This window comes from Pseudomonas sp. TS_SC_3 (assembly GCF_056156225.1).
This window is the reverse complement of record NZ_CM149586.1, coordinates 1647425-1670942: the sequence shown is the minus strand read 5'-3', so window position 1 is coordinate 1670942 and position 23518 is coordinate 1647425. Positions and strand designations below refer to the sequence as shown.

General features: G+C 58.9%; 19 protein-coding genes and 2 pseudogenes. 9 read left to right on the top strand and 12 right to left on the bottom strand.

Annotation, left to right across the window (positions count from 1 at the left end; translation table 11 throughout):
- Positions 1-453 precede the first annotated feature (453 nt).
- From xdhA to guaD, 4 genes are all read left to right on the top strand, one after another.
- A complete protein-coding gene (gene xdhA, locus AC0J6G_RS08050) occupies positions 454-1893 on the top strand; it encodes a xanthine dehydrogenase small subunit (RefSeq protein WP_475252940.1) in 1440 nt (479 codons plus the stop codon).
- Positions 1886-4285 (top strand): xanthine dehydrogenase molybdopterin binding subunit, encoded by a 2400-nt coding sequence (gene xdhB / locus AC0J6G_RS08045; protein ID WP_475252938.1) that lies wholly within the window; start codon positions 1886-1888, stop codon positions 4283-4285. Before xdhA ends, xdhB begins: the two co-directional genes overlap by 8 nt.
- A 247-nt stretch (positions 4286-4532) precedes the next feature.
- Positions 4533-5369 (top strand): xanthine dehydrogenase accessory protein XdhC, encoded by an 837-nt coding sequence (gene xdhC / locus AC0J6G_RS08040; RefSeq protein WP_475252936.1) that lies wholly within the window; start codon positions 4533-4535, stop codon positions 5367-5369.
- A 59-nt stretch (positions 5370-5428) separates the two neighbouring features.
- Complete coding sequence (guaD, locus tag AC0J6G_RS08035) at positions 5429-6757, top strand: guanine deaminase (protein WP_475252934.1); 1329 nt, start codon at positions 5429-5431, stop codon at positions 6755-6757.
- 66 nt (positions 6758-6823) lie between these two features.
- Here the strand turns inward: guaD and AC0J6G_RS08030 are convergent, their stop codons facing one another.
- Positions 6824-7135 carry an SCP2 sterol-binding domain-containing protein gene (locus AC0J6G_RS08030; RefSeq protein WP_274086652.1) on the bottom strand — a complete coding sequence of 104 codons (312 nt, stop codon included), beginning with the start codon at positions 7133-7135 and terminating at the stop codon, positions 6824-6826.
- Between the two features lie 59 nt (positions 7136-7194).
- Complete coding sequence (locus AC0J6G_RS08025) at positions 7195-7905, bottom strand: histidine phosphatase family protein (RefSeq protein ID WP_475252932.1); 711 nt, start codon at positions 7903-7905, stop codon at positions 7195-7197.
- Positions 7906-8115: 210 nt separating this feature from the next.
- Between AC0J6G_RS08025 and sohB the strand changes: the two genes are divergently transcribed.
- Together sohB and AC0J6G_RS08015 are read left to right on the top strand one after the other, a co-directional pair.
- A complete protein-coding gene (gene sohB, locus AC0J6G_RS08020) occupies positions 8116-9135 on the top strand; it encodes a protease SohB (protein ID WP_475252930.1) in 1020 nt (339 codons plus the stop codon).
- A gap of 25 nt (positions 9136-9160) precedes the next feature.
- A complete protein-coding gene (locus tag AC0J6G_RS08015) occupies positions 9161-10150 on the top strand; it encodes a YhdH/YhfP family quinone oxidoreductase (protein WP_475252928.1) in 990 nt (329 codons plus the stop codon).
- Positions 10151-10207: 57 nt separating this feature from the next.
- Here the strand turns inward: AC0J6G_RS08015 and AC0J6G_RS08010 are convergent, their stop codons facing one another.
- The 5 genes and pseudogenes from AC0J6G_RS08010 to AC0J6G_RS07990 all read right to left on the bottom strand — a co-directional run.
- Positions 10208-10705: a DUF934 domain-containing protein gene (locus AC0J6G_RS08010; protein ID WP_475252926.1), complete on the bottom strand. Its 498-nt coding sequence runs from the start codon at positions 10703-10705 to the stop codon at positions 10208-10210.
- Positions 10689-12347 (bottom strand): nitrite/sulfite reductase, encoded by a 1659-nt coding sequence (locus AC0J6G_RS08005; RefSeq protein ID WP_475252924.1) that lies wholly within the window; start codon positions 12345-12347, stop codon positions 10689-10691. Before AC0J6G_RS08005 ends, AC0J6G_RS08010 begins: the two co-directional genes overlap by 17 nt.
- A 487-nt stretch (positions 12348-12834) precedes the next feature.
- Positions 12835-13452, bottom strand: a complete 618-nt coding sequence (locus AC0J6G_RS08000; protein WP_475252922.1) for a hypothetical protein — start codon at positions 13450-13452, stop codon at positions 12835-12837.
- 7 nt (positions 13453-13459) lie between these two features.
- Positions 13460-14230 (bottom strand): annotated as a pseudogene (locus AC0J6G_RS07995) (methyl-accepting chemotaxis protein); the annotation flags it as partial.
- Positions 14231-14365: 135 nt separating this feature from the next.
- Positions 14366-15028 (bottom strand): annotated as a pseudogene (locus AC0J6G_RS07990) (cache domain-containing protein); the annotation flags it as partial.
- Positions 15029-15427: 399 nt separating this feature from the next.
- Here AC0J6G_RS07990 and AC0J6G_RS07985 point away from each other — a divergent pair.
- From AC0J6G_RS07985 to AC0J6G_RS07975, 3 genes are all read left to right on the top strand, one after another.
- Entirely contained in the window at positions 15428-16258 is an 831-nt protein-coding gene (locus AC0J6G_RS07985; RefSeq protein ID WP_475252920.1) for an undecaprenyl-diphosphate phosphatase, read from the top strand.
- Positions 16259-16342: 84 nt separating this feature from the next.
- Positions 16343-17311 carry an alpha/beta fold hydrolase gene (locus tag AC0J6G_RS07980; RefSeq protein ID WP_475252918.1) on the top strand — a complete coding sequence of 323 codons (969 nt, stop codon included), beginning with the start codon at positions 16343-16345 and terminating at the stop codon, positions 17309-17311.
- Positions 17312-17342: 31 nt separating this feature from the next.
- Positions 17343-18062, top strand: a complete 720-nt coding sequence (locus tag AC0J6G_RS07975) for a DUF1294 domain-containing protein (protein ID WP_475252916.1) — start codon at positions 17343-17345, stop codon at positions 18060-18062.
- A 293-nt stretch (positions 18063-18355) separates the two neighbouring features.
- On the opposite strand, the gene AC0J6G_RS07970 is transcribed toward AC0J6G_RS07975, so the two are convergent.
- From AC0J6G_RS07970 to AC0J6G_RS07950, 5 genes are all read right to left on the bottom strand, one after another.
- Complete coding sequence (locus AC0J6G_RS07970; RefSeq protein ID WP_475252914.1) at positions 18356-19942, bottom strand: ABC-F family ATPase; 1587 nt, start codon at positions 19940-19942, stop codon at positions 18356-18358.
- 198 nt (positions 19943-20140) lie between these two features.
- Positions 20141-21331, bottom strand: coding sequence for an MFS transporter (locus tag AC0J6G_RS07965; protein WP_475252912.1), 1191 nt, complete (start codon positions 21329-21331; stop codon positions 20141-20143).
- 101 nt (positions 21332-21432) lie between these two features.
- A complete protein-coding gene (locus AC0J6G_RS07960) occupies positions 21433-22362 on the bottom strand; it encodes a LysR family transcriptional regulator (protein WP_475253645.1) in 930 nt (309 codons plus the stop codon).
- A 132-nt stretch (positions 22363-22494) separates the two neighbouring features.
- Entirely contained in the window at positions 22495-22803 is a 309-nt protein-coding gene (locus tag AC0J6G_RS07955) for an AzlD family protein (RefSeq protein ID WP_475252910.1), read from the bottom strand.
- Positions 22800-23510 (bottom strand): AzlC family ABC transporter permease, encoded by a 711-nt coding sequence (locus AC0J6G_RS07950; RefSeq protein WP_475253643.1) that lies wholly within the window; start codon positions 23508-23510, stop codon positions 22800-22802. The genes AC0J6G_RS07955 and AC0J6G_RS07950 overlap by 4 nt, the downstream gene beginning before the upstream one ends.
- Positions 23511-23518: the final 8 nt, after the last annotated feature.

Here is a 23518-nt window from a genome sequence, read left to right as displayed (position 1 = left end):
CAGCCAGCGCCCATCAGTCGTCGCTCCGCGGTGGATGGCGCACCACATAACGGCGCGTGAATGCGGTCTTCTGCCAAGGCCGTGCACGGTTTAGCTGTGTAAGCGCCTCCGTTTGCGTTTTCCACCCCGGTTTGCGCGTCAAAAAACGTAAATCACTCGCTTATCACTCCCTCGCAGCTGGCTAGCGTAGCGTGCGTCACGTATATATTTGTGTCGGCAGCGCAGCCCACTTGGCACAAAAGCCGCTTGCGTTTGACCATGCTGGCTAATTCCCTCACGCAAAACTCAGTCGTGTGCCCGTTCGCTGACCTCAGGGTCAAATATTAGTTGACCATAAAGTCAGAAAAACCTAGATTCGCCTCATGCCAAGCCGTTTGGAAACGCTGTGCTGCCCAGTGCAGTGGTTTCAGCAGCGCCTGATACGACAACAATAAAAATGCCTGGAGGTCGTCCTTGATCCAGTTTTTACTCAACCGGGAGTTGCGTGCCGAGCATGCCCTGGACCCTAACGTCACCGTGCTCAATTACCTGCGTGAGCATCTCGGTAAATCTGGAACCAAAGAAGGCTGCGCCTCAGGCGATTGCGGTGCCTGCACCGTGGTAGTTGGCGAACTGGATGGGGAGCGCGTGCGTTATCGCACCCTTAATTCCTGCCTGACCTTCGTTTCCTCGCTGCACGGTAAACAGCTGATCACGGTGGAAGACCTTAAGCACCAAGGCCAACTGCACAGCGTGCAGCAGGCCATGGTCGACTGCCACGGTTCGCAGTGCGGCTTCTGTACCCCAGGTTTTGTTATGTCGTTGTTCGCTTTACAAAAAAACAGCAATGGCTTCGACAAGGCCGACACCCTGGAAGCCCTGGCCGGCAACCTGTGCCGTTGCACCGGTTACCGCCCAATTATCGATGCCGCCGAGCAGGCCTGTTGCCAGAAGCAGCCGGACCAGTTCGACGCTGCCGAAGCGCAAACAATTGCGCAATTAAAAGCCATCGCCCCGCAAGACACCGCCGAGCTCAACAGTGGCGACAAACGCTGCCAGTTGCCGTTAACGGTCGCTGATCTAGCCGATCTTTACGCCGCCAACCCGCAAGCGCGCCTGCTGGCTGGCGGCACCGACCTTGCGTTGGAAGTAACGCAATTCCACCGCGAGCTGCCGGTGATGATTTACGTCGGCCATATCGAAGCAATGAAGCGCGTTGATGTGACCGAACACAGTATCGAAATCGGCGCGGCCACTGTGCTCTCCGATTGCTACGCAGCGCTGGCCGAGGATTACCCGGATTTCGGCGAGCTGCTGCACCGCTTCGCCTCCCTGCAAATCCGCAACCAGGGCACCCTGGGCGGCAATATCGGCAACGCCTCGCCTATTGGCGACGCCCCGCCGCTGCTGATCGCCCTTGGCGCGCAGATCGTGCTGCGCAAAGGCAACAGCAGCCGCACCCTGCCGATCGAAGACTACTTCCTCGACTACAAGGTGACTGCACGTCAGGAAGCCGAATTTATCGAGAAGATCATCGTGCCGCGCCAGCAGGCCAACCAGGCGTTCCGCGCCTACAAGGTGTCCAAGCGCCTGGACGACGACATTTCCGCCGTGTGCGCTGCCTTCAACCTGGTGGTCGAAGAAGGTGTGGTGCACAGCGCGCGCATCGCCTTTGGCGGCATGGCCGCGATTCCGAAACGCGCCGCTGCCTGTGAAGCCATACTCAAGGGTGGGGCATTTAATCAAGCGCAGATCGAACGTGCTTGCTCCGCGCTGGCCGAGGATTTCATCCCGCTCAGCGACTTCCGCGCCAGCAAGGAATACCGCCTGCTCACTGCACAGAATCTGCTGCGTAAATGCTTCCTCGAACTGCAAGCTGCCGACGTTGAAACCCGGGTGAGCGCCTATGTCTAGTCATCACAAAACCAGCAAAACCCAAGCCGAACTGGCTGAGCTGTTCCGCGCCGACATCACCACTGGCGTCGGTCGCAGCGTCAAACACGAGAGCGCGGACAAACATGTGTCCGGTGAAGCCGTGTATGTCGACGACCGCCTGGAGTTCCCCAATCAGCTGCACGTCTATGCGCGCATGAGCGACTGTGCCCATGCGCGCATCGTCAGCATCGACACCGCGCCCTGCTACGCCATTCCTGGCGTGGCCATTGCGATCACCAGTAAGGATGTACCCGGTCAGTTGGACATCGGCCCGGTGGTCGCCGGTGACCCGCTGCTGGCGGACGGCAAGGTCGAGTACGTTGGCCAAGTGGTGATCGCCGTTGGCGCCGACAGCCTGGAAACTGCACGCAAAGCGGCCATGGCCGCAATCATCGAATACGAAGATTTGGAGCCGGTACTCGACGTGGTCGATGCGCTGCGCAAGAAGCATTTCGTCCTCGACAGCCATCAGCACAAGATCGGTAACTCCGCCGCCGAGCTGGCGACTGCACCGCGTCGCCTGCAAGGCAGCCTGCATATCGGCGGCCAAGAACACTTCTACCTGGAGACGCAGATTTCCTCGGTGATGCCGACTGAGGACGGCGGCATGCTCGTTTACACCTCGACGCAGAACGCCACCGAAGTGCAGAAGCTGGTGGCCGAAGTGCTCGGCGTGCCGATGCACAAGATCGTCATCGACATGCGCCGCATGGGTGGCGGTTTTGGCGGCAAGGAAACCCAGGCCGCAGGCCCGGCGTGCCTGTGTGCGGTGATTGCCCGCCTCACCGGCCGGCCGACCAAGATGCGCCTACCGCGCGTTGAAGACATGCAGATGACCGGCAAGCGCCATCCGTTCTATGTTGAATACGACGTTGGCTTCGATGACAACGGCCTGCTGCACGGCATCGAGATCGAGCTGGCTGGCAACTGCGGCTACTCGCCGGACCTGTCCGGCTCGATCGTCGACCGCGCGATGTTCCACTCGGACAATGCCTACTTCCTCGGCAACGCCACCATCAATGGTCACCGTTGCAAGACCAACACCGCGTCGAATACCGCTTACCGTGGTTTCGGCGGCCCGCAAGGCATGGTCGCCATTGAGGAAATCATGGATGCTGTCGCCCGCAGCCTGGGCAAAGATCCGCTCGAGGTACGCAAGCTCAACTACTACGGCAAGACCGAGCGCAACGTCACCCATTACCACCAGACCGTCGAGCACAACGTTATCCACGAGATGACCGCCGAGCTGGAGGAAAGCAGCGAGTACGCCAAGCGCCGTGAAGATATCCGCGCGTTCAATGCCAAGAGCCCGGTATTGAAGAAAGGCCTGGCGCTGACCCCGGTGAAATTCGGCATCAGCTTTACCGCCACCTTCCTCAACCAGGCTGGCGCGCTGATCCATATCTACACCGACGGTTCGATCCACCTGAACCACGGCGGCACCGAGATGGGCCAGGGCCTCAACACCAAGGTCGCGCAGATCGTCGCCGAAGTGCTGCAGGTGGATATCTCGCGCATCCAGATCACCGCCACCAACACCGACAAGGTGCCGAATACCTCACCCACAGCGGCCTCCAGCGGCACCGACTTAAATGGCATGGCCGCAAAAAACGCGGCGGAAACCATCAAACAACGGCTGGTGGATTTTCTGGTGCGTGAGTACAAGGTCACTGCCGAGGATGTTGAGTTCCGAAACAGCCAGGTGCGCGTACGCGATCTGTTCCTGAGCTTCGAGGAAGTGATCCAGAAGGCCTATTTCGGCCAGGTATCGCTCTCCAGCACCGGTTTCTACCGCACGCCGAAGATCTTCTATGACCGTGACAAGGCCGCCGGCCGTCCTTTCTACTACTTCGCCTATGGCGCCGCCTGTTCGGAAGTGATCGTCGATACCCTGACCGGTGAGTACAAGATGCTGCGCACCGACATCCTGCATGACGTCGGCGCATCACTGAACCCGGCGCTGGACATCGGCCAGGTCGAAGGTGCCTTCGTTCAGGGCATGGGTTGGCTGACCATGGAAGAGCTGGTGTGGAACGGCAAAGGCAAGCTGATGACCAACGGCCCGGCCAGCTACAAGATCCCGGCCATCGCCGATATGCCGCTGGACCTGCGCGTCAACCTGGTGGAAAACCGCAAGAATCCGGAAGACACCGTGTTCCACTCCAAGGCCGTTGGTGAGCCGCCGTTTATGCTCGGCATCGCCGTGTGGTGTGCGATCAAGGACGCCGTGGCCAGCCTGGCTGACTACAAGGTGCAGCCGAACATCGACGCCCCAGCAACGCCTGAGCGCGTGCTCTGGGGGGTGGAGCAGATGAAAAAACTCCAGCAACCGGCCAACGCCGAAAATGCGACCGAGGTCGAACTGGCCTAACGCGAACCGCCGATCTGGTGGATGTGCTGCGCGACATCCACCCTACGCGAGGTAGGGTGGCTAACCGCGAAGCGTTGTCCACCAGAGGCGCGAATGAACAACAAAACAGGTGTACAACAATGACAAAACACACCGAGTCGAAACCGCAAACACCGCAGCCGACGCAGGTACCGATACTGGACCCGTCGCCGAGCAACTGGCGCTTACCGCCACCCGGACAACTGCCACCTACCTGGAGGCTGAGTAAATGAGTTGGATCAGCGCCCTCGTAGAACTGCAGCAGCAAGGTCAGCCTTGTGTGCTGGTGACCATCATCGAAGAGCGCGGCTCAACCCCGCGCAATGCCGGCTCGAAAATGGTGGTCACCGCTGACCGTATCTTCGAGACTATCGGTGGCGGTCATCTGGAATTCAAGGCGATGGAGCTGGCCCGCGAAATGCTCAGCAGCCGCAGCCAGGATACCCGCCTGGAGCGTTTCAGCCTGGGTGCCAGCCTCGGCCAGTGCTGCGGCGGTGCCACGTTGCTGCTGTTTGAACCCATGGGCCAACCCCAGGCGCAGATCGCCGTATTCGGCGCAGGCCACGTCGGCCGCGCCCTGGTGCCGCTGCTCGCCAGCCTGCCGTGCAAGGTGCGCTGGATTGACTCGCGGGAAAACGAATTCCCCGAGCAGATTCCCGTCGGGGTCGACAAGGTGGTCAATGAAGACGTCATCGACGAGATCGAGCAGATGCCCGCCGGCAGCTACTTTATCGTCATGACCCACAACCACCAGCTCGATCTGGAGCTGACTGCAGAAATCCTCAAGCGTAACGATTTCGCCTACTACGGCCTGATCGGCTCGCAGACCAAACGCGTCAAATTTGAACACCGCCTGCGTGATCGCGGCTTTGACCCAGCAGTGGTGGCGCGCATGCGCTGCCCCATGGGCCTGGCCGAGGTCAAAGGCAAATTACCGGTGGAAATTGCCGTATCCATCGCTGGCGAAGTGATCGCCACTTATAACGCCACCTTTGGCCAGAACCTGAAAAAGGGCGACACCAGCGTCGCTAAACTGTTACCCGTCAGCCGCCGTAGCAACGCATAGCCTTCATAAATACGTTTAACCGACACCATCTACACATTCATCGCCTTATCGAGATCAGCATGAGCCCCAACGTAAAAGCCTACCGCGCCGCCATCCTGCACAGCATTGCCGACCCTGCCGTGGTGGGCGTTGAGCAATCCTATGAGTATTTCGAAGACGGCCTGCTGGTCATCGACAACGGCCGGGTGGCCAAAGTCGGTCACGCCGCCGACCTGCTGCCCAGCCTCAAGGGCGTTGAAATCACCGAATACCGCGACGCGCTGATCACCCCCGGTTTTATCGACACCCATATCCACTACCCGCAAACCGGGATGATCGCCTCCTACGGCGAGCAGCTGCTGGACTGGCTGAACACCTACACCTTCCCCACCGAGCAGCAGTTCGCCGACAAGGCCCATGCCGCCGACGTGGCCGGCATCTTCCTGAAAGAGTTGCTGCGCAACGGCACCACCACCGCCCTGGTGTTCGGCACCGTGCACAAGCAATCGGTAGACGCCTTCTTCGAAGCCGCCGAGGCACTGAACCTGCGAATGATCGCCGGCAAGGTATTGATGGATCGCAACGCTCCGGACTACCTGACTGACACCGCGGAATCCGGCTACGCCGACAGCAAGGAGCTGATCGAGCGCTGGCACGGCAAGGGCCGCCTGCACTACGCGGTGACCCCACGCTTCGCCCCGACCAGCACCCCGGAGCAACTGACTCTGGCCGGCAAGCTGCTGGGCGAGTACCCGGACCTGTATATGCACACCCACCTGTCCGAGAACCTCAAGGAAATCGAATGGGTCAAGGCGCTGTTCCCCGAGCGCAAGGGCTACCTGGATGTGTACGACCACTACAAGCTGATCGGCGCCCGCTCGGTATTCGCCCACGGCGTGCACCTGTGCGACGACGAATGCAAACGTCTGGCCGAAACCGGTTCGGCCGTGGCTTTCTGCCCAACCTCCAACCTGTTCCTTGGCAGCGGCCTGTTTGACCTGAATAAGCTGGAAGCGCACGGCGTGCGCGTCGGCCTGGGCACCGATGTCGGCGCGGGCACCAGCTTCAGCCAGCTGCAGTCGCTGAACGAGGCGTACAAAGTGATGCAGTTGCAGGGCAAGAAGCTCGACCCGTTCAAGTCGCTGTACCTGGCTACTCTCGGCGGCGCCAACGCGCTGTACCTGGACGATAAGCTCGGCAACTTCGAGAGCGGCAAAGACGCCGACTTCGTGGTCCTCGACTACAACGCCACGCCGCTGATCAGCTACCGCATGCAGCAAGCCAAGACCCTGGACGAGAAGCTGTTCGCCCTGACCATGCTCGGTGACGACCGCGCCGTGATGGAAACTTTCGCAGCCGGCCAATCCGTACACCGCCGTGATAGTGCGAGCGCGACTGAGCATGTGTAGCCGGCAGGCATAAAAAAACCGGAGTCAGAGACTCCGGTTTTTCATGCAGCGCTGGTGCCGTACTGCTTAAACCGGGAACAGTTCGCCCAGTTTCATGGCCAGCATCATGTCGCCTTCGGCGCGCAGTTTGCCGGACATAAAGGCCTGCATACCGTCGGTTTCGCCGCTGGTGATGCCTTTCAGGGTTTCGGTGTCCATGATCAGGGTTACGCTGGCGTTAGGGTTGTCGCCTTGTTCAACGGCGCAGGTGCCGTCCTTGACGATCAGGGCGTAGTTTTCGCCGTCTTCGATGTTGAATTGGAACACCAGATCCAGGCCTGCAGCGGCACCGGCGTTGAATTTGGACTGCATGGTATTGACGATGTCTGCAACGCTCATGGTTTCTTCCTTTTTCTCAGGTTTTTCTAGCGCCCGTGATGGGTGCAGTGGGCCGCAGCTCAGCGATAAGTGATGAGCTCCGGCGCCTTCAACAGCTGTAAATGCACATGGCTGTTGAAGGAAGCCAGGCTCACTTGGCTGCCGCGAAACTTCAGGCAGCTCAGTGAGGTGTTAACAATTTGCCAGTTCAGCTCGAAAGCCTGCGCGGGCGCAATACCTGTAATCAGATGCAGCAGGGCGGTAATAGTGCCGCCCGAGGTGAATACGGCGATGTTCTGTTTGCTGTCGGCCTGCTCCAGCATTCGGGTAAGGCCGCCCTGAACCTGCTCAACGAAGCCTTGCCAGCTTTGCAGCTCCGGCTGATCGTAGTCGCCGGAAATCCAGCGGCCAATCAGCTTGGCGAACAGGCGCTGAAATTCAGCGCGGTTCTGCGCGCCATTGCGCAGGGTATGCAGGGCTTCAGGTTCTTCGCCAAGCATGCCTGGTAGCAGGCTGCGGATCACCGCGTCGGCATCGAACTCATTGAAGGCAGAGTCAATTTCCAGGGGCGGGATGGCGAGGCCGGCATCGTGCAGCTGTTGTAAGGCACTGTTAGCAGTGTGTTGCTGACGGCGCAGATCACCGCTGACACTGCGATCAATACGCGTGCCGAGTTGCGCGAGGTGTGCACCCAGCACTTCAGCCTGGCGAATACCGATGGGCGACAGCACGTCGTAATCGTCTGCGCCGAATGAGGCTTGGCCATGTCGAATCAGGTAAATGCTGCCCACGTCCGCTCGATTCCGGTACGGTGAAAGTTTGGCGAGGGTATGAGGAAGCTCGGGGGCTGTCAACGTAAAAACATACGCTTGTTTGAATTGCATGAATGCGCTGAATGTCTGGGCCTTGCTTGCTGGTCGCCAATCCATGGTCTCGGTATGCTGGCTGACATTCAGCGTTAATGACGAACGGGCGCTGCCATTGGTGTAAAGGGGGAATACGTGGAGTTTTTTGCAGAGTACATCGGCTTTTTGGCGAAGACCGTAACGATGGTCATAGCCATTCTGGTGGTGTTGGTAACGATTGCCGCACTGCGCAGCAAGGGCCGCCAGAGCACGGGCCAGCTGCAGGTGAACAAGCTCAATGATTTCTTCAAACAATTACATCAGCGTATGGAGCACGCTGTGCTCGACAAGGATCAGCTAAAAGCCGCTGGCAAAGCCGAGGCCAAGGCTGCCAAGCAAGAGAAAAAGGCGGGTATCAAAAAGCCGCGCGTCTACGTGCTGGATTTTGATGGCGATATCAAAGCCTCGGCCACCGACAGCCTGCGCCACGAAATCACGGCATTGCTGACAATGGCGACGCCAGAGGATGAGGTGGTGCTGCGCCTGGAAAGCGGTGGCGGCATGGTGCACAGCTACGGTTTGGCCAGCTCGCAACTGGCGCGGATTCGTCAAGCGGGCGTACCGTTGACCATTTGCATTGACAAAGTCGCGGCCAGCGGCGGTTATATGATGGCGTGTATTGGTGAGAAGATTATTTCCGCGCCGTTCGCCATTCTCGGCTCAATCGGTGTGGTAGCCCAGCTGCCCAACGTGCATCGTTTATTGAAAAAGCACGACATTGATTTCGAGGTGCTGACTGCCGGGGAGTACAAGCGCACCCTGACCGTGTTTGGCGAGAACACCGACAAGGGGCGGGAGAAGTTCCAAGAAGACCTGGAAACCACCCATGAGCTGTTTAAAGGCTTTGTTGCACGTTACCGGCCACAACTGGATATCGACCAGATTGCCACCGGTGAAGTCTGGTTGGGCCTGGCGGCGCTGGAGAAGCAACTGGTCGATGAGCTGAAGACCAGTGACGAATACCTGGCAGAGCGCGCCAAGAGCGCCGAGCTGTTTCATTTGCACTATGTCGAGAAGAAAACCCTGCAGGAGCGCGTCGGGCTGGCGGGCAGCGTGGCGCTGGATCGTTTTGTCCTCAACTGGCTGAGCCGGTTGAACCAACAGCGCTTCTGGTAATTGATCTGAAATACAGAGGAAGAGCATGAGCAAGTTCAGTGCATTGCAGGCCCGTGAAAACGCGGCGGGTGGTTTCGAACAGGTGATTGTGCAACGCGAGATCGACGACTTGCCCGCCGGCGAGCTGCTGATTCGGGTTAAGTATTCCTCGCTCAATTACAAGGACGCCTTGTCCGCCAGTGGCAACCGCGGCGTAACCAAGAGCTTTCCTCACACCCCTGGCATCGATGCCGCCGGTGTGGTGGAAGCGTCCAGCGTGGCCGAGTTCAGTGTGGGCGATGAGGTGATCGTCACCGGTTACGACTTGGGCATGAACACGGCCGGCGGTTTTGCCCAGTACATCCGCATACCCGCTAGCTGGGCGCTGAAACGCCCCACGGGGTTGTCATTGCGTGAGGCCATGGTGCTTGGCACAGCAGGGCTGACGGCGGCGCTGTGTGTGGCCAAGCTTGAGCAGACCGGGCTGAGCCCTGATGCTGGACCTGTATTGGTTACTGGCGCTACCGGTGGCGTTGGCAGTGTCGCCGTGGCTCTGCTGACCTCACTGGGTTACCACGTGGCGGCAGCGACCGGTAAGGCTGAGCAAACGGAGTACCTCAAAGCGCTGGGTGCGCAGCAGATTGTACTGCGCGCAGACCTGCAAGAAGGTGCCGATAAGCCGATGCTCAAGGAGCAGTGGGCGGGCGCGGTGGACTGCGTGGGCGGGGATATTTTGTTCAACGTGGTCAAGTCGCTACGCTATGGCGCCAGCGTTGCCTGTTGCGGCCTGACGGCCGGCGTGGGTTTTAAAGGCAGTGTGCTGCCGTTTATCCTGCGCGGGGTGAATTTGCTCGGGGTCGATTCGGTTGAGCTGCCGCTGGTGGTCAAAGCATCGATGTGGGACAAGCTGTCGCTGCAGTGGAAGGTCAAGCTGGATGCACTGGTCAGCGAAGTGACGCTTGAGCAGTTGCCCGAGGCTATTGCCAAGGTGCTAGCGGGCAAGCAGGTTGGACGCGTGTTGGTCAACGTGAGCTAAACCGCACAGAGACAAAAAAGGCCCGGATTTCCGGGCCTTTTACGTTGCAAGCCTGAGTCAGGCGCGGCGGCGGAACAACGGCAGTGGCTGGTCCGTGGAGGCCTGATACACCTCGCTGAACTCCTCGAAGGCTTTCAACGCGTCAAGCGGGTCTTTGTCCTCGCGCAGGGCGAAGGCATCAAAGCCTACGCGCTGGTAGGAGAACAGCTGATCGCGCAGTACATCGCCGATGGCGCGCACTTCGCCTGTGTAACCGTAGCGGTTGCGCAGCAGGTAGGCGGTGGAGCAGTGGCGGCCATCGGTAAAAGCGGGGAAGTTCAGCGCGATGACCTGGAAGTTATCCAGCTGATCGGCGATTTCTTCGATTTCCTCGCCGGCATCCAGCCACACACCTAAGCCGCCATCGCGGGCCTTGAGCGCGGTGCTGTGTTCAACCCACAGGCCAAGCGGCACAATCAGGTCGTCACAGTTGGAAACGCCGTCCAGCGTGGCGTTCTTGGGCAGCAGGTGCCAGCTTTCATCAACCAGCTGACCGTTCTTAATGATTCGCTGCATATACGCGCTCCTTGAACGGGGCGACACCGATACGGCGGAAGGTGTCGAGGAAACTCTCTTCTTCGCTGCGGCGCTCGACATAAACCTTGACGATCTTGTCGATCACATCGGCCATATCCGCTTCGGCGAAGGAGGGGCCAAGGATCTGCGCCAGGCTGGCATCGCGGCCTGCGCTGCCGCCGAGGGAGACCTGATAGAACTCCTGACCTTTTTTATCCACCCCGAGAATGCCGATGTGGCCAACGTGGTGGTGACCACAGGCGTTCATGCAACCGGAAATGTTCAGGTCGATATTGCCGATGTCGAACAGGTAATCCAGGTCATCGAAACGACGCTGGATGGCTTCGGCAATCGGGATCGACTTGGCGTTGGCCAGCGAGCAGAAGTCGCCGCCCGGGCAGCAGATGATGTCAGTCAGCAAACCAACGTTCGGTGTGGCGAAACCGTGTTCACGCAGCTCACCCCACAGCGTGAACAGCTGCGCCTGCTCGACATCCGCCAGAATAATGTTCTGGTTATGGCTGTTGCGCACTTCGCTGAAGCTGTAACGATCAGCCAGGTCGGCAATCGCATCAAACTGCTTGTCGGTAACATCGCCGGGTGCCACGCCAGTCGGCTTGAGCGACAGGGTGACGGCAACGTATCCGGGCTTCTTGTGGGCGAAGGTGTTGCGCTGACGCCAGCGGGCAAAGCCTGGGTGTTCGGCATCCAGCGCAGCCAAGGCAGCGTCCTGGTCGTCGAGAGCTTTGTAGCTGGGGTCAATAAAGTGTGCGGACACACGCGCTACTTCGGCTTCGGTCAGGGTGCTCGGGCCATCTTTCAAGTGGGCCCACTCGGCGTGCACGCGCTCGGCGAACACTTCCGGGGTGAGGGCCTTGACCAGAATCTTGATGCGCGCCTTGTACTTGTTATCACGACGGCCATAGCGGTTGTACACACGCAGGATGGCGTCGAGGTAAGTGATCAGGTGCTGCCACGGCAAGAATTCGTTGATAAAGCTGCCAACAATCGGCGTGCGGCCCAAGCCGCCACCAACGGACACGCGGAAGCCCAGCTCACCGGACTCGTTCTGGACCGCTTCCAGGCCGATGTCGTGCACTTCGATGGCGGCACGGTCGCTGACTGCGCCATTCACGGCAATCTTGAACTTGCGCGGCAGGTGAGTGAACTCGGGGTGGAAGGTCGACCACTGACGGATGATCTCGCACCACGGGCGTGGGTCGATGAGTTCATCCTTGGCCACACCGGCGAACTGGTCGGTGGTGGTGTTGCGGATGCAGTTGCCGCTGGTCTGGATCGCGTGCATCTGCACGGTGGCCAGCTCGGCGAGAATATCGGGCACATCTTCCAGGTCCGGCCAGTTGAACTGCACGTTCTGGCGGGTGCTGATGTGTGCGTAACCCTTGTCGTAGTCACGGGCAATCTTGGCCATCATGCGCACTTGTGCGGACGACATCAGGCCGTACGGCACGGCAACGCGCAGCATCGGCGCAAAGCGCTGGATGTAAAGGCCATTTTGCAGGCGCAGCGGGCGGAATTCTTCACCGCTCAATTCACCCGCCAGGAAGCGGCGGGTTTGATCGCGATACTGCTTGACGCGGTCTTCGACGATTTGTTGGTCGTACTGGTCGTATACGTACATGGGGTGTCCTGTTATCAGGCTTTTAGAACCTGTTTACGAACGGCTGCGCGTCATCGGAAACAGGCTCTCACAGCTAATCAGCGCGCACGGCCGCGCACTCCCTGCGGAGCCGGAGGAAGATACCAGCTCGGAGATATGCGCAAAAGTGATGTTTGAGTATATGGAAAGAACTTAATGGGATAAGGCTGGCGCCGAGCATCGCTGTTCGGCTTGAGCAAGCGGGTGCGCTGGTCTTAACTGTATTAGGTAACTCACCCACAACCATAACAAGAGGAACAGTTATGACCGAACATAGCGACACCGACAGTGCTGACAGCCTGGCTGACGCCAAAGCCATATTTGCTCTAATTCTTATCTTGGTTGTCAGCGCGGTGTTTTGGGTTAGCCAGCAATAGCGAGCGACCGCACAGCCATTTAACCTTAAGCAAAACCCAGCGGGCCCTCCTTACGAGGGTCTGTTTTTTTTATAGCGGGTAAGCCACGCGATTTATTGGCAGTTGAGGCTGTCTGCCTGGCGATAGAGCATGAGCAATTTGCGCGTAATGGTTTGCTGAATATCGTCGCGCTCAAAGGTGGACAGGCGAGTGAGGCGGCTAACTTGCAGCCGATGCAGGTGGATGTAGGGCATCTGCTGATCCAGCTCGCGCAAATCACCTTTCATCATAATTGGTAGGAAAACATCACCGGCTTTCTTCTGGTTGCTGATGATCTGCGCCAGCGCGGGTTTAAAGGCCATGGTTTTCGGTGCTGGCCCGCCTTCCTGGATCAGGGTACTCAACAGCAATCCAGGTTTGTGCAAGACCACACCGGGCAATACGCACAGCCCCGTTCTACGTACCGCATGCGCTTCAATCCCGTGCAAGGTGTCGTGAAACGCATACGGGTTGGGCAGCACCACCATCTTGCGGCCCAGGTCACTGGGGAAGTGCAGGTCGTAATTGGTGTACAGCTGGCGCGTTGATTCCGAGTAAACGCACAGCCGGTTGGCAAACAGTTGGATAAAGCGCTCAGCCAGCTCGCGCCGGGCAATGCTGTCCAGGTCCCAGATCAGGTCCTGGTTCTGCGGTTTGCTCAGGTCGACTTCCTGGTGCTCCATGTTGCTCATGTATGCCCTATACCCTGAACTGCCCAAGTAGGCGGTTTAACTGCTCGGCTAACTGCCCGAGGTGTTGCCCAGCATCACTGGATTGTTGCGCTGCCACCGCGTTGTTGTGGGCCAAGCTAGCGGCTTGGGTGACGTTTTGGTTGATGTCTTCAACCACATGCGATTGCTGCAGCGTGGCACTGGCGATGGAGGCGTTCAACCCTGTGAGGTTGCGCAGCCCGCTGGCGATTAACGCAAGGCTGGCACCGGCTTGGCTGGCTTGCTCGATGGTCAGTTGCGAAGCGTGGCTGCTGTCATTGATGACCTTGACTGCGGCCACTGAATTGCCCTGTAGGCGTTCGATCATCACTTGAATTTCAGCTGTGGATTTTTGCGTGCGCTGCGCCAGCAAGCGAACCTCATCAGCGACAACGGCAAAACCACGGCCTTGCTCGCCGGCCCGCGCGGCCTCAATGGCGGCGTTGAGCGCGAGCAGGTTGGTCTGCTCGGCAATTGAGCGAATCACCTCCAGCACGCTGCCAATCTGGGTGCTCTCTTGAGCCAGGGCCTGAATCACCGCCACTGCCTGGTCAATAGTGCCGGACAGCGCGTTGATTTGGCGCAGGCTGGCCTCGATGTTCTGCTGGCCTTGCTGGGCCTGTTCTTCCGCTGCGTGCACTTCCGTCGAGGCATGCTCAGCATTCTTTGCCACATCCTGTACGCCGTAGGTCACCTCGTTGATGGCGGTGGCAACCAATTCCATTTGTTGTGATTGCTGCTCACTGTGCTGCTGGGCCTGGCCGGATATTTGCCCCAGCTCCCGAGCGGCCACATCAAGCTGGCCGGCAGAGTCGAGAGACTGCTTGATCACAAAGCGCAGTTTGTCGGTAAACGCATTGAAGTGGCGGGACAGGGCGGTTAGCTCATCGTTACCGTGGGTATCGAGGGTGCGCGTCAGGTCGCCATCACCGCTGGCGATATTGGCCATGGCACTGACGGCTTGCTGCAACGGCTGGGTGATACTGCGCAAAATGAGGACCACCAGGGCGATCAGCAGCGCGGTAATAACCAGGCCAATCATCAGGGTCTTTATGGCCTGGGTCTGGAATTCGGCCTGCAAGTCATCCACATAAACGCCCGAGCCGATAATCCAGCCCCAGGGTTCAAATAGCTGCACGAAGGAAATCTTGGCTACCGGCTCGCTCGCCCCTGGCTTGGGCCAACGGTAATTAACCTGGCCTGCGCCTTGGCTCTTGCTGATGGCGACCATTTCATTGAACAGCGCCTTGCCGTCCGGGTCCTTGAAGCCAGACAGGTTCTGGCCTTCCAATTTTGGGTTGGTCGGGTGCATGACCATCACTGGGGTCTGGTCATTGATCCAGAAGTATTCTTGGCCGGCATAGCGCAGCCCGCGAATCGTCTCCATCGCCTGCTTCTGCGCGTCTTCGCGGCGCAGGCTGCCAGTTGTTTCCAAGCTGTGGAAGTGCTGCAGAATGCCGGCAGCACTCTGAACCACGTGCTGAGTTTTCTCTGCTTTGGCAGCGTACAGATCGGTGTTGATTTGCTTGAGGAGTAAAGCGCCCTGAATAACTAGCATGGCGATGGCTACCACCAGAATTAGCCATAAACGACGGTTGATGGGCAGGCTGCGCAGGCTATTCATGGCGTCATTCTTCCATTTTGGTTAAGCATTGATTGCCCCTTATAGGTTAAGAGGATTGCTTGGCTGTCTTAGACTTTAGGCTAATTGGCTGGTGGTGACGTTTGCATGAGGTGGGTCAAGGTATGGTCAGGCGCTTAAACAGCGGCCGGCACAGCGCGGTATGCGTCATCGGCACAGATTCTCTGCTAGGATTTGCGCCCTCACGGATTAAGTGTGTGATTTGCCTGTTCTTTCTGCCCCCAGGGTTTGATAACAGAGCGCCCTCAGCGCGTTCTGGCAAGGCAGCCATCATCTGTTGTTTAGGCCATTTAAGGTAAGTATTTAGGAGTTGGGATGGATCTGTGGGTTGCCGTACAGGCACTGATTTTGGGCATCGTTGAAGGCATCACTGAGTTTCTGCCGATCTCCAGCACCGGGCACCAGATTATTGTTGCCGACCTGATTGGCTTTGGCGGTGAGCGGGCGATGGCCTTCAATATCATCATCCAGCTTGGCGCGATTCTCGCGGTGGTCTGGGAATACCGGCGCAAAATTCTCGATATTGTTGTGGGGTTACCCAAAGAGCCTCAGGCGCAGCGCTTTACCGCCAATTTGCTTATTGCCTTTCTGCCGGCCGTGGTGCTGGGGGTTATGTTTGCTGATTTGATTCATCATTACCTGTTTAACCCGATTACCGTGGCGCTGGCCCTGGTGGTGGGGGGCGTGATCATGCTCTGGGCCGAGCGCCGCACGCACTTGGTGCACGCGGAGAGCGTGGATGAGATGACCTGGAAAGATGCGCTGAAAATTGGTTTCGCCCAATGCCTGGCAATGATCCCTGGGACTTCACGTTCAGGCGCGACGATTATCGGTGGCCTGCTGTTTGGCCTGTCGCGCAAGGCCGCGACGGAGTTTTCCTTCTTTCTGGCCATGCCGACCATGGTCGGCGCGGCGGTGTATTCCGGCTATAAGTACCGTGATCTGTTTCAGGCCGGCGATCTGCCGGTATTTGCCATCGGCTTTGTCACCTCCTTTATATTCGCGATGATCGCGGTGCGCGCTTTGCTCAGCTTTATCGGTAAGCACAGCTATGCGGCGTTTGCCTGGTACCGCATCGGCTTCGGTCTGCTGATTCTGGCGACCTGGCAGTTGCAGTGGATTGACTGGAGCACGGCGCAAGGCTGAGTGCTGCAGCTGTATTCGGCGGGTGAATAAAGGCGCATCTTCGGGTGCGCCTTTGTCATAGTGGCCGCCTTAACGGAGGCGCATATGGATCAGCTTGAGCATCAACTTCTTAAGGTCAATGGTATTGACCTCAGCCTTTACGCGGCCGGGCCTAAGGCAGGTAAACCGGTCTGGCTGCTGCACGGTTTCCCCGAGTGTTGGCGTTCCTGGCGGCAGCAAATCGCACCGCTGACAGCCGCAGGTTACCGCGTACTGATCCCGGAAATGCGCGGCTATGGCCAGAGCAGTGCACCGCGCGATCCTGCCGCTTATGACGTGTTAACGATCTGCGCCGATATCCAGGCGGCCATGGATCAGCTTGGTCATCATCGGGTGTGTGTGGTGGGGCATGACTGGGGCGCGCCGATTGCCTGGCACTTGGCCTTGCTAGAGCCGGCGCGGGTAAAGGTGGTTGTCGGTATGGCGGTGCCGTTCGGTGGGCGGCCCAAACAGCCGGCCATCGAGATCATGCGTCAGCTGTATGCCGGGCGTTTTCATTACATCCTGCACTTCCAAGAGCCAGGCATCGCTGAGGCAGAAATGGATGCCGACATCGCCCGAACCCTGCGCATGATGATGTACAACACCTCGGCGGCCGCACCCAAGGATCACTTTCTGCAGGAAAAGCCCGCCGGGGCAGGGCTGTTTGATGGCATGCACGACCCAGGCACGCTGCCCGCTTGGTGCGACGACGCGGCATTTGAGCATTACCTGAACACGTTCACAGGACGAGGGTTTTACGGCGCACTCAACTGGTACCGCAACTTCGAACGCAACTGGCAGCGCAGCGAAGCCTTGGCTGAACGGCAGATTGAACAGCCGGCGCTATTCCTGCTCGGCGATAAGGACCCCGTCGGTACTCTGGAGGCCTATACCCTTAAGCAAATGCCCAAGCGCTTTGTGCAATTGGAACAGCGTGTACTGAAGGATTGCGGGCACTGGATTCAGAACGAGCAGGCCGAGCTGGTTAACCAGTTGCTGTTGGCGTTTCTGAGTCGTGATTACCCGGTCTAGAATGCGCGCTTTCATTTTGGGATAGCACGCCATGGAACAGCGCGGTGTATTACGCAGCTGGAATGACGACAAAGGCTTTGGCTTTATCCAGCCGGAGCAGGGTGGGGCCGAGTTGTTCGCGCATATCTCCGCCATGCGCGGTGATCGCCGGCCGGTGGCGGGCGATCAGGTCATGTACCTGGCCGGTAAAGACGCCCAAGGCAGGGCCCGTGCGCAGCACATTCGCTTAGCCGGTGAGTTATCACTCGACCAGCCGGCTATTCGGCGCAAACCGCGATCGAGCAAACCCGCAGCGCCACCAGTCGCAAAAGCCAGCAAGCGTCAGCGCACGGCGCATCGGCATGTCGGCGCTATTCAATCGCCGGGGCGCAAGCTTGTGTTGCTCGCGGGGCTCTGCGTGCTGCCACTTCTAGGTGGTTTGCAGTTGCTGGTGCAGTCGGGTTTTGCCTGGGTGTTGCTGGCCTACCCGTGCGCCAGCATGGTGAGTTTTCTGCAGTATTGGTGGGACAAGTCCAGTGCACAGGCTGGCCGCTGGCGCACGCCGGAAAACAGCCTGCATCTGGTTGAGTTGCTAGGCGGCTGGCCGGGGGCCTTGATCGCTCAGCAGTGCTTTCGGCACAAAACGCGTAAACCTTCTTTCCAGATGGTGCTTTGGCTAATTATTGCGGCGCATCAGCTGGTGTGGATCGATTGGCTGTTGCTCAATGGCCGGTTGTTCGGTGAGCTGCTGGGGCGTTACCTGCCGTTGTAATGCCCTCAACCGACAATTCGAGGGGCGTTACAAAACCCGGATTACGCCTACGGTTAATCCAGGCTACAGGTACTCGCAAGCTAATGGTTGCTAGGGTGGGCATGGTGCGGCCACGATCTACCATCGTGCTAGCTGGTGGACAAGCCTACGGCTGAAGCAATTGCAGGCTGCTGCACGGCAGCGTTCTGTCGAGAACTGTGGGTCAATTTCTAAAGTGAATAGCTGCGCACAACAGACAAACGGCCACTAAAAAGCCCGCTCAGTTGAGCGGGCTTTTTAGTGCTACTGGGGCTTTAGACGATCACGCCCTGGCTGCGCAGGTAGTCATCGTAGGTGCCGCTGAAGTCGGTGATGCCGTTGGCCGACAGCTCGATGATGCGGGTGGCCAGGGAGCCGACGAACTCACGGTCATGGCTGACGAAGATCAGCGTGCCCGGGTAGTTTTCCAGCGCCAGGTTCAGCGCTTCGATGGACTCCATGTCCAAGTGGTTGGTTGGTTCGTCCATGATCAGCACGTTCGGCTTTTGCAAAATCAGCTTGCCGAACAGCATGCGGCCTTGCTCGCCACCGGAGATGACCTTGACCGACTTGAGGATCTCGTCGTTGCTGAACAGCATGCGCCCCAGGGTGCCGCGGATCATTTGCTCGCCGGTGGTCCACTGGCCCATCCAGTCGAACAGGCTGACATCGTCTTCGAAGTCGTGGGCGTGATCCTGGGCGTAGTAACCCAGTTCAGCGCTGTCAGTCCATTTCACATGACCGGCATCCGGGGTCAGTTCGCCGACCAGGGTGCGTAGCAGGGTGGTTTTACCGATCCCGTTCGGGCCGATAATCGCCACGCGCTCGCCGGCTTCAACCTGGAAGCTGAAGTTCTTGAACAGCGCCTTACCGTCAAAACCCTTGGCCAATTTGTCGATCATCACAGCCTGGCGGTGCAGCTTCTTGTTCTGCTCGAAGCGGATAAACGGGCTGACGCGGCTGGATGGCTTGACCTCGGCCAGCTGGATCTTGTCGATCTGCTTGGCGCGCGACGATGCCTGCTTGGATTTCGAGGCGTTGGCCGAGAAGCGGCTAACAAAGCTTTGCAGCTCGTTGATCTGTGCCTTTTTCTTGGCGTTATCCGACAACAGTTGCTCGCGTGACAGGGTCGCGGCAGTCATGTATTCGTCGTAGTTGCCCGGGAACAGGCGCAGCTCGCCGTAATCCAGGTCAGCCATGTGGGTGCACACGCTGTTCAGGAAGTGACGGTCGTGAGAAATGATGATCATGGTGCTGTTGCGCTGGGTGAGGATGTTTTCCAGCCAGCGGATGGTGTTGATGTCCAGGTGGTTGGTTGGCTCGTCGAGCAGCAACACTTCTGGATCAGAGAACAATGCCTGCGCCAGCAATACCCGCAGTTTCCAGCCCGGCGCGACTTCGCTCATCGGGCCAAAATGCTGCTCCAGCGGAATACCCAGGCCGAGCAGCAATTCACCGGCACGGGACTCGGCGGTGTAGCCGTCCATCTCGGCGAACTCACCTTCGAGCTCGCCGACCTTCATGCCATCTTCTTCGCTCATTTCCGCCAGCGAGTAGATGCGGTCGCGCTCGGCTTTGACCTTCCACAGCTCTTCGTGGCCCATGATCACGGTGTCGATTACGCTGAATTCTTCGTAAGCGAACTGATCCTGGCGTAACTTACCCAGGCGCACGTTCGGCTCCAGCATCACCTGGCCACCACTCGATTCCAGGTCGCCGCCGAGAATCTTCATAAAGGTCGACTTGCCGCAGCCGTTGGCCCCGATAAGGCCGTAGCGGTTGCCGCCGCCAAACTTGACGGAAACATTCTCGAACAGGGGTTTAGCCCCGAATTGCATGGTGATGTTGGCGGTGGAGATCACGAATCTTGGTCCAGGTAAACGGGCGCACGGGCGCGAAAGGGGCGCGATTGTAGCGGTTTACGGCCACAAAAGGCAGCAGATGGGACAGGCGGAGCGACTATTCGATGTGTTTAGCAGTGATCGGCTCTCGGAATGATGCGTGAGCTTCGCCTTGGCTAAACCGCAAACGCTGCGCTGAAAAGGCGCAAAGTAAATGCATCATTTCGGGTTTGCCAGACAGCTGACCAGCGGCACCACAAGCAACGCAAGGCCTGCAACGGCGGCGGCCACATAGCCCACGCTGGCGATACCTGCGGTTTGAATGGTCAAACCGCCGATGATTGCGCCGATGCCTATCCCGGCGTTGGCTGCAGAAACGTTGGTCGTTCCGGCAAGTGCCTGGGAATGGCTGACCGAGTTCATGACCCGCACCTGGCAGATCGGATACAGCGCTGTATTGGCGATACCCCAGAGTGCTAACGCGATACAAACAAATAGGCCTGAGCCCGCCAAGGGCGTAACGGCAGCCATGCCCGCCGCTAGCAGCAGCAAAAACAGGGCGGTGGCCTTGAGGGGCGAGTGGTCCACTGCTTTGCCGCCAATCCAGTTGCCAATCAGGCCAATGGCGCCGAAGCCCATCATCCACCAGCCCACATGCGCTGGTGCCACGCCTAAGATGCGTTCAAGCATATCGGCCAGGTAGGTGTAGGCCACGAACATGGCGCTGAAGATGATGATCGACAACGCGACGTTGGCCAGAAACAGCGGTTCTTTGAAGATGCGTGCTTGCTTGAGAAAGTCGACCCGTGGGCTGCGCGCGACGGTCGGCATGTAGAGCGTGATAGCAATCGCCATCAGCAGTGACAGCCCCGCCAGCAGCCAGAAGGCTCCCCGCCAGCCTATGCCATTGGCAGCCAGTGTGCCGAGGGGAATGCCCAGCAGTAGCGCTGCGGTGATACCCAGATAGACCCGGGCAATTGCCTGTCCGCTTTTTGCCGGGCCGGCCAGCTGGGCGGCCGTTTCACTTGCGGTGCCCCAGAAGACCGGCAGCATCAACGCCGGGATAAAGCGTGCGATTGCCAGTACCCAGATGTTTGACGACAGCGCCGCCAGGCCGTTGGCGAAGGCGAACACCAGCAGGATCGCGATAAACAGCTTCTTTCTGTCTAGGTGGGCGAGGGCTGCGGTCAGCGGTGGGCCAAAGAGCATGACGGTAAAGGCGAACAGCGTGACCAGCTGACCGGCGGCGGCAATCGAAATGCCAAGGTCGCGGGCCATGGCTGGCAGCAGGCCGATAATCAGAAATTCGGTGGTCACGATCAGAAAGGCCGAGATGGCCAGGAGAGTGATGCTCAGCGTGGAGCTGCCTGCAGTGGCAACTCGTGGCTGGGGGGATTCGATAGCACGCATGACGCCGCTCTTCAGTAAGAAAGGCGTCATGGTATTGGTTCTCTAGATTCTTATTAATGGCGTTTTTTCTGGCTATTACTGAGCTTAATTCACTTATCCGCTTATTCAGGCAAGCTGTGGCCTGCGGGAGTCAGGCAGATCGCGAGCGCTTCCAGCAGGACGCTGACCTTGGGCAGCGTCTCGCGTTTCTTTAGCCAGACCACGTTCATTGGCAGGCCGTCGGTGGCCAGCTGCGGCAGCACCTCGACCAGTGCGCCGCTCTCCAGATGCCTCTGCACCAGCCAGGTAGGTAATTGCGCAATGCCATAGCCGGCGACAGCGGCCAGTGCTTCCCCTTCACCATCACCGACGGCAATTCGCGCCGGCATGATTTGCCGCTTCTTGTCGCCCGGCTCAGGGCCTTCCCGATACCAGGGGCTTACGTGACCATCGCTATGGCCGTAGAGCACGCAGTCGTGCTGTTCAAGCTCCGCTTCGCTTGCCGGGGTACCGCGCCTGGCCAGGTACTCGGGCGCAGCGCAGTAAATCAGGCGCTCGGCGCCTAGGTAGCGGTGACCCAGGGTGGCCGGCCAAATATCCGAACCGCCGATGCGCACCAGAATGTCGATGCCCTGATCGGCCGGGTCGACAAAGCTATCTGTAAAGGAGATATGCGGCATCAGCAGCGGATGCTGTTTGGCCAGTTGCAGAATCACCGGTAGCACGTGCATACGTCCGTAAGAGGCCGGTAGGTCGATGCGAATCCGCCCGCGCGGCTCGAAAAACTCGGCATGCAGCGCCAGCTCCGATTCTTCCAGGTCGGCGAGTACTCGCGTGCAGGTTCGGTAGAAGGCCGTGCCCGCATCCGTCAACGCCAGCCTGCGCGTGGTGCGTTCGAAAAGGCGTATACCCAGGCGGGTTTCCAGGCGCGCGATGCCTTTGCTCACTGCCGAGCTGGTGAGGTTCAGGCGTTCAGCCGCTGCGGCAAAACTGCCGAGTTCGGCGGCGCAGACGAATACATCGATGCCTTTCAAACGCTCAGAGGAGAACACGGCATGGCCTTGAATAGCTGTGGGCTGGGCAGGCAAACCTGACCTTCGGCCAATGGTCGTTGATCAGGGCTGCCAGGTACAGCCTTTGCGCAGGGTTACCCCAGCGTGCAGCGCGGCAGCGTTCTACTGTATTCAGAATTGCCTGCTGATAGCCGCGACCAATATGCCCGCAGCGATCGCCGGCAGAGGCTTTTTCACCAGTAGCATGACGATTGCGGTAGTCAGCAAGGCCAGCCGCGCACTCATATCGCCGTCAATCGCCAGGGGCGTAAGAATGGCCACCAGCACCGAACCGGACATGGCGCTGATGAACTGCTTAACCCTGTAGTTGATCGGCACATACGACATCACAAACACGCCACCCCAGCGGGTTGCCAGTGTCACTGCCGCCATGAGTAAAACGATGATCAGCGGGCCAAAGCCCGTCGTGGCCATGCTCATTTTGTCTTCTCCATCCACAGCGCACCCAGCACGCCGCCTGCCAGTGCGCCGACAACCACATGGCTATTGTCCGGCAGATACCAGTAAGCCAGCAGCGAAGAGCCGGCGGCGACTGTCCAGATCAGCAACAGCCGCAGGTTCTTCTCGCCCCCCACGGCCATCGCCAGCAGAAAACAGCCCATCACCATGTCCAGGCCGAAACTCTTGGGGTCATGGATGGCACCGCCAAAATAGATGCCCAGCCAGGTGCCAAATATCCAGAATGACCACAACGCAAGACCGCCGCCCAGCAGTAAGCCGAAGCCCGGCTGACCGCGATTGAAGGCCTGAATAGACAAGGCCCAGTTGGCATCGGACGCCACCAGCATCACCCCATAGCGCTTTGCCGGTGATAAATGGCGCAGCCAGGGATAGAGCGATGCGCCCATCAGCAGGTGGCGCGCATTGATGGCAAATACGGTGAGGGCCAGCGGGACAAGGGGAATGTTTACGCCCCACAGCTCCAGCGCGGCAAACTGCGAGGCTCCGGCGAACACCAGCGTACTCATCAGCAGGCTTGACGGGTTATCCAGCCCAGTCTGGACGGCTGCGAGGCCAAACGCTGCGCCGAAGGCGATAACAAAAATGGAAAGGGGGACGAGTTGCTTGAAGCCAGCCCACACATCCTGGCGGCTGAATTCATGCAACTGGGTGGTGCTGTCCGACATCTGCAGCC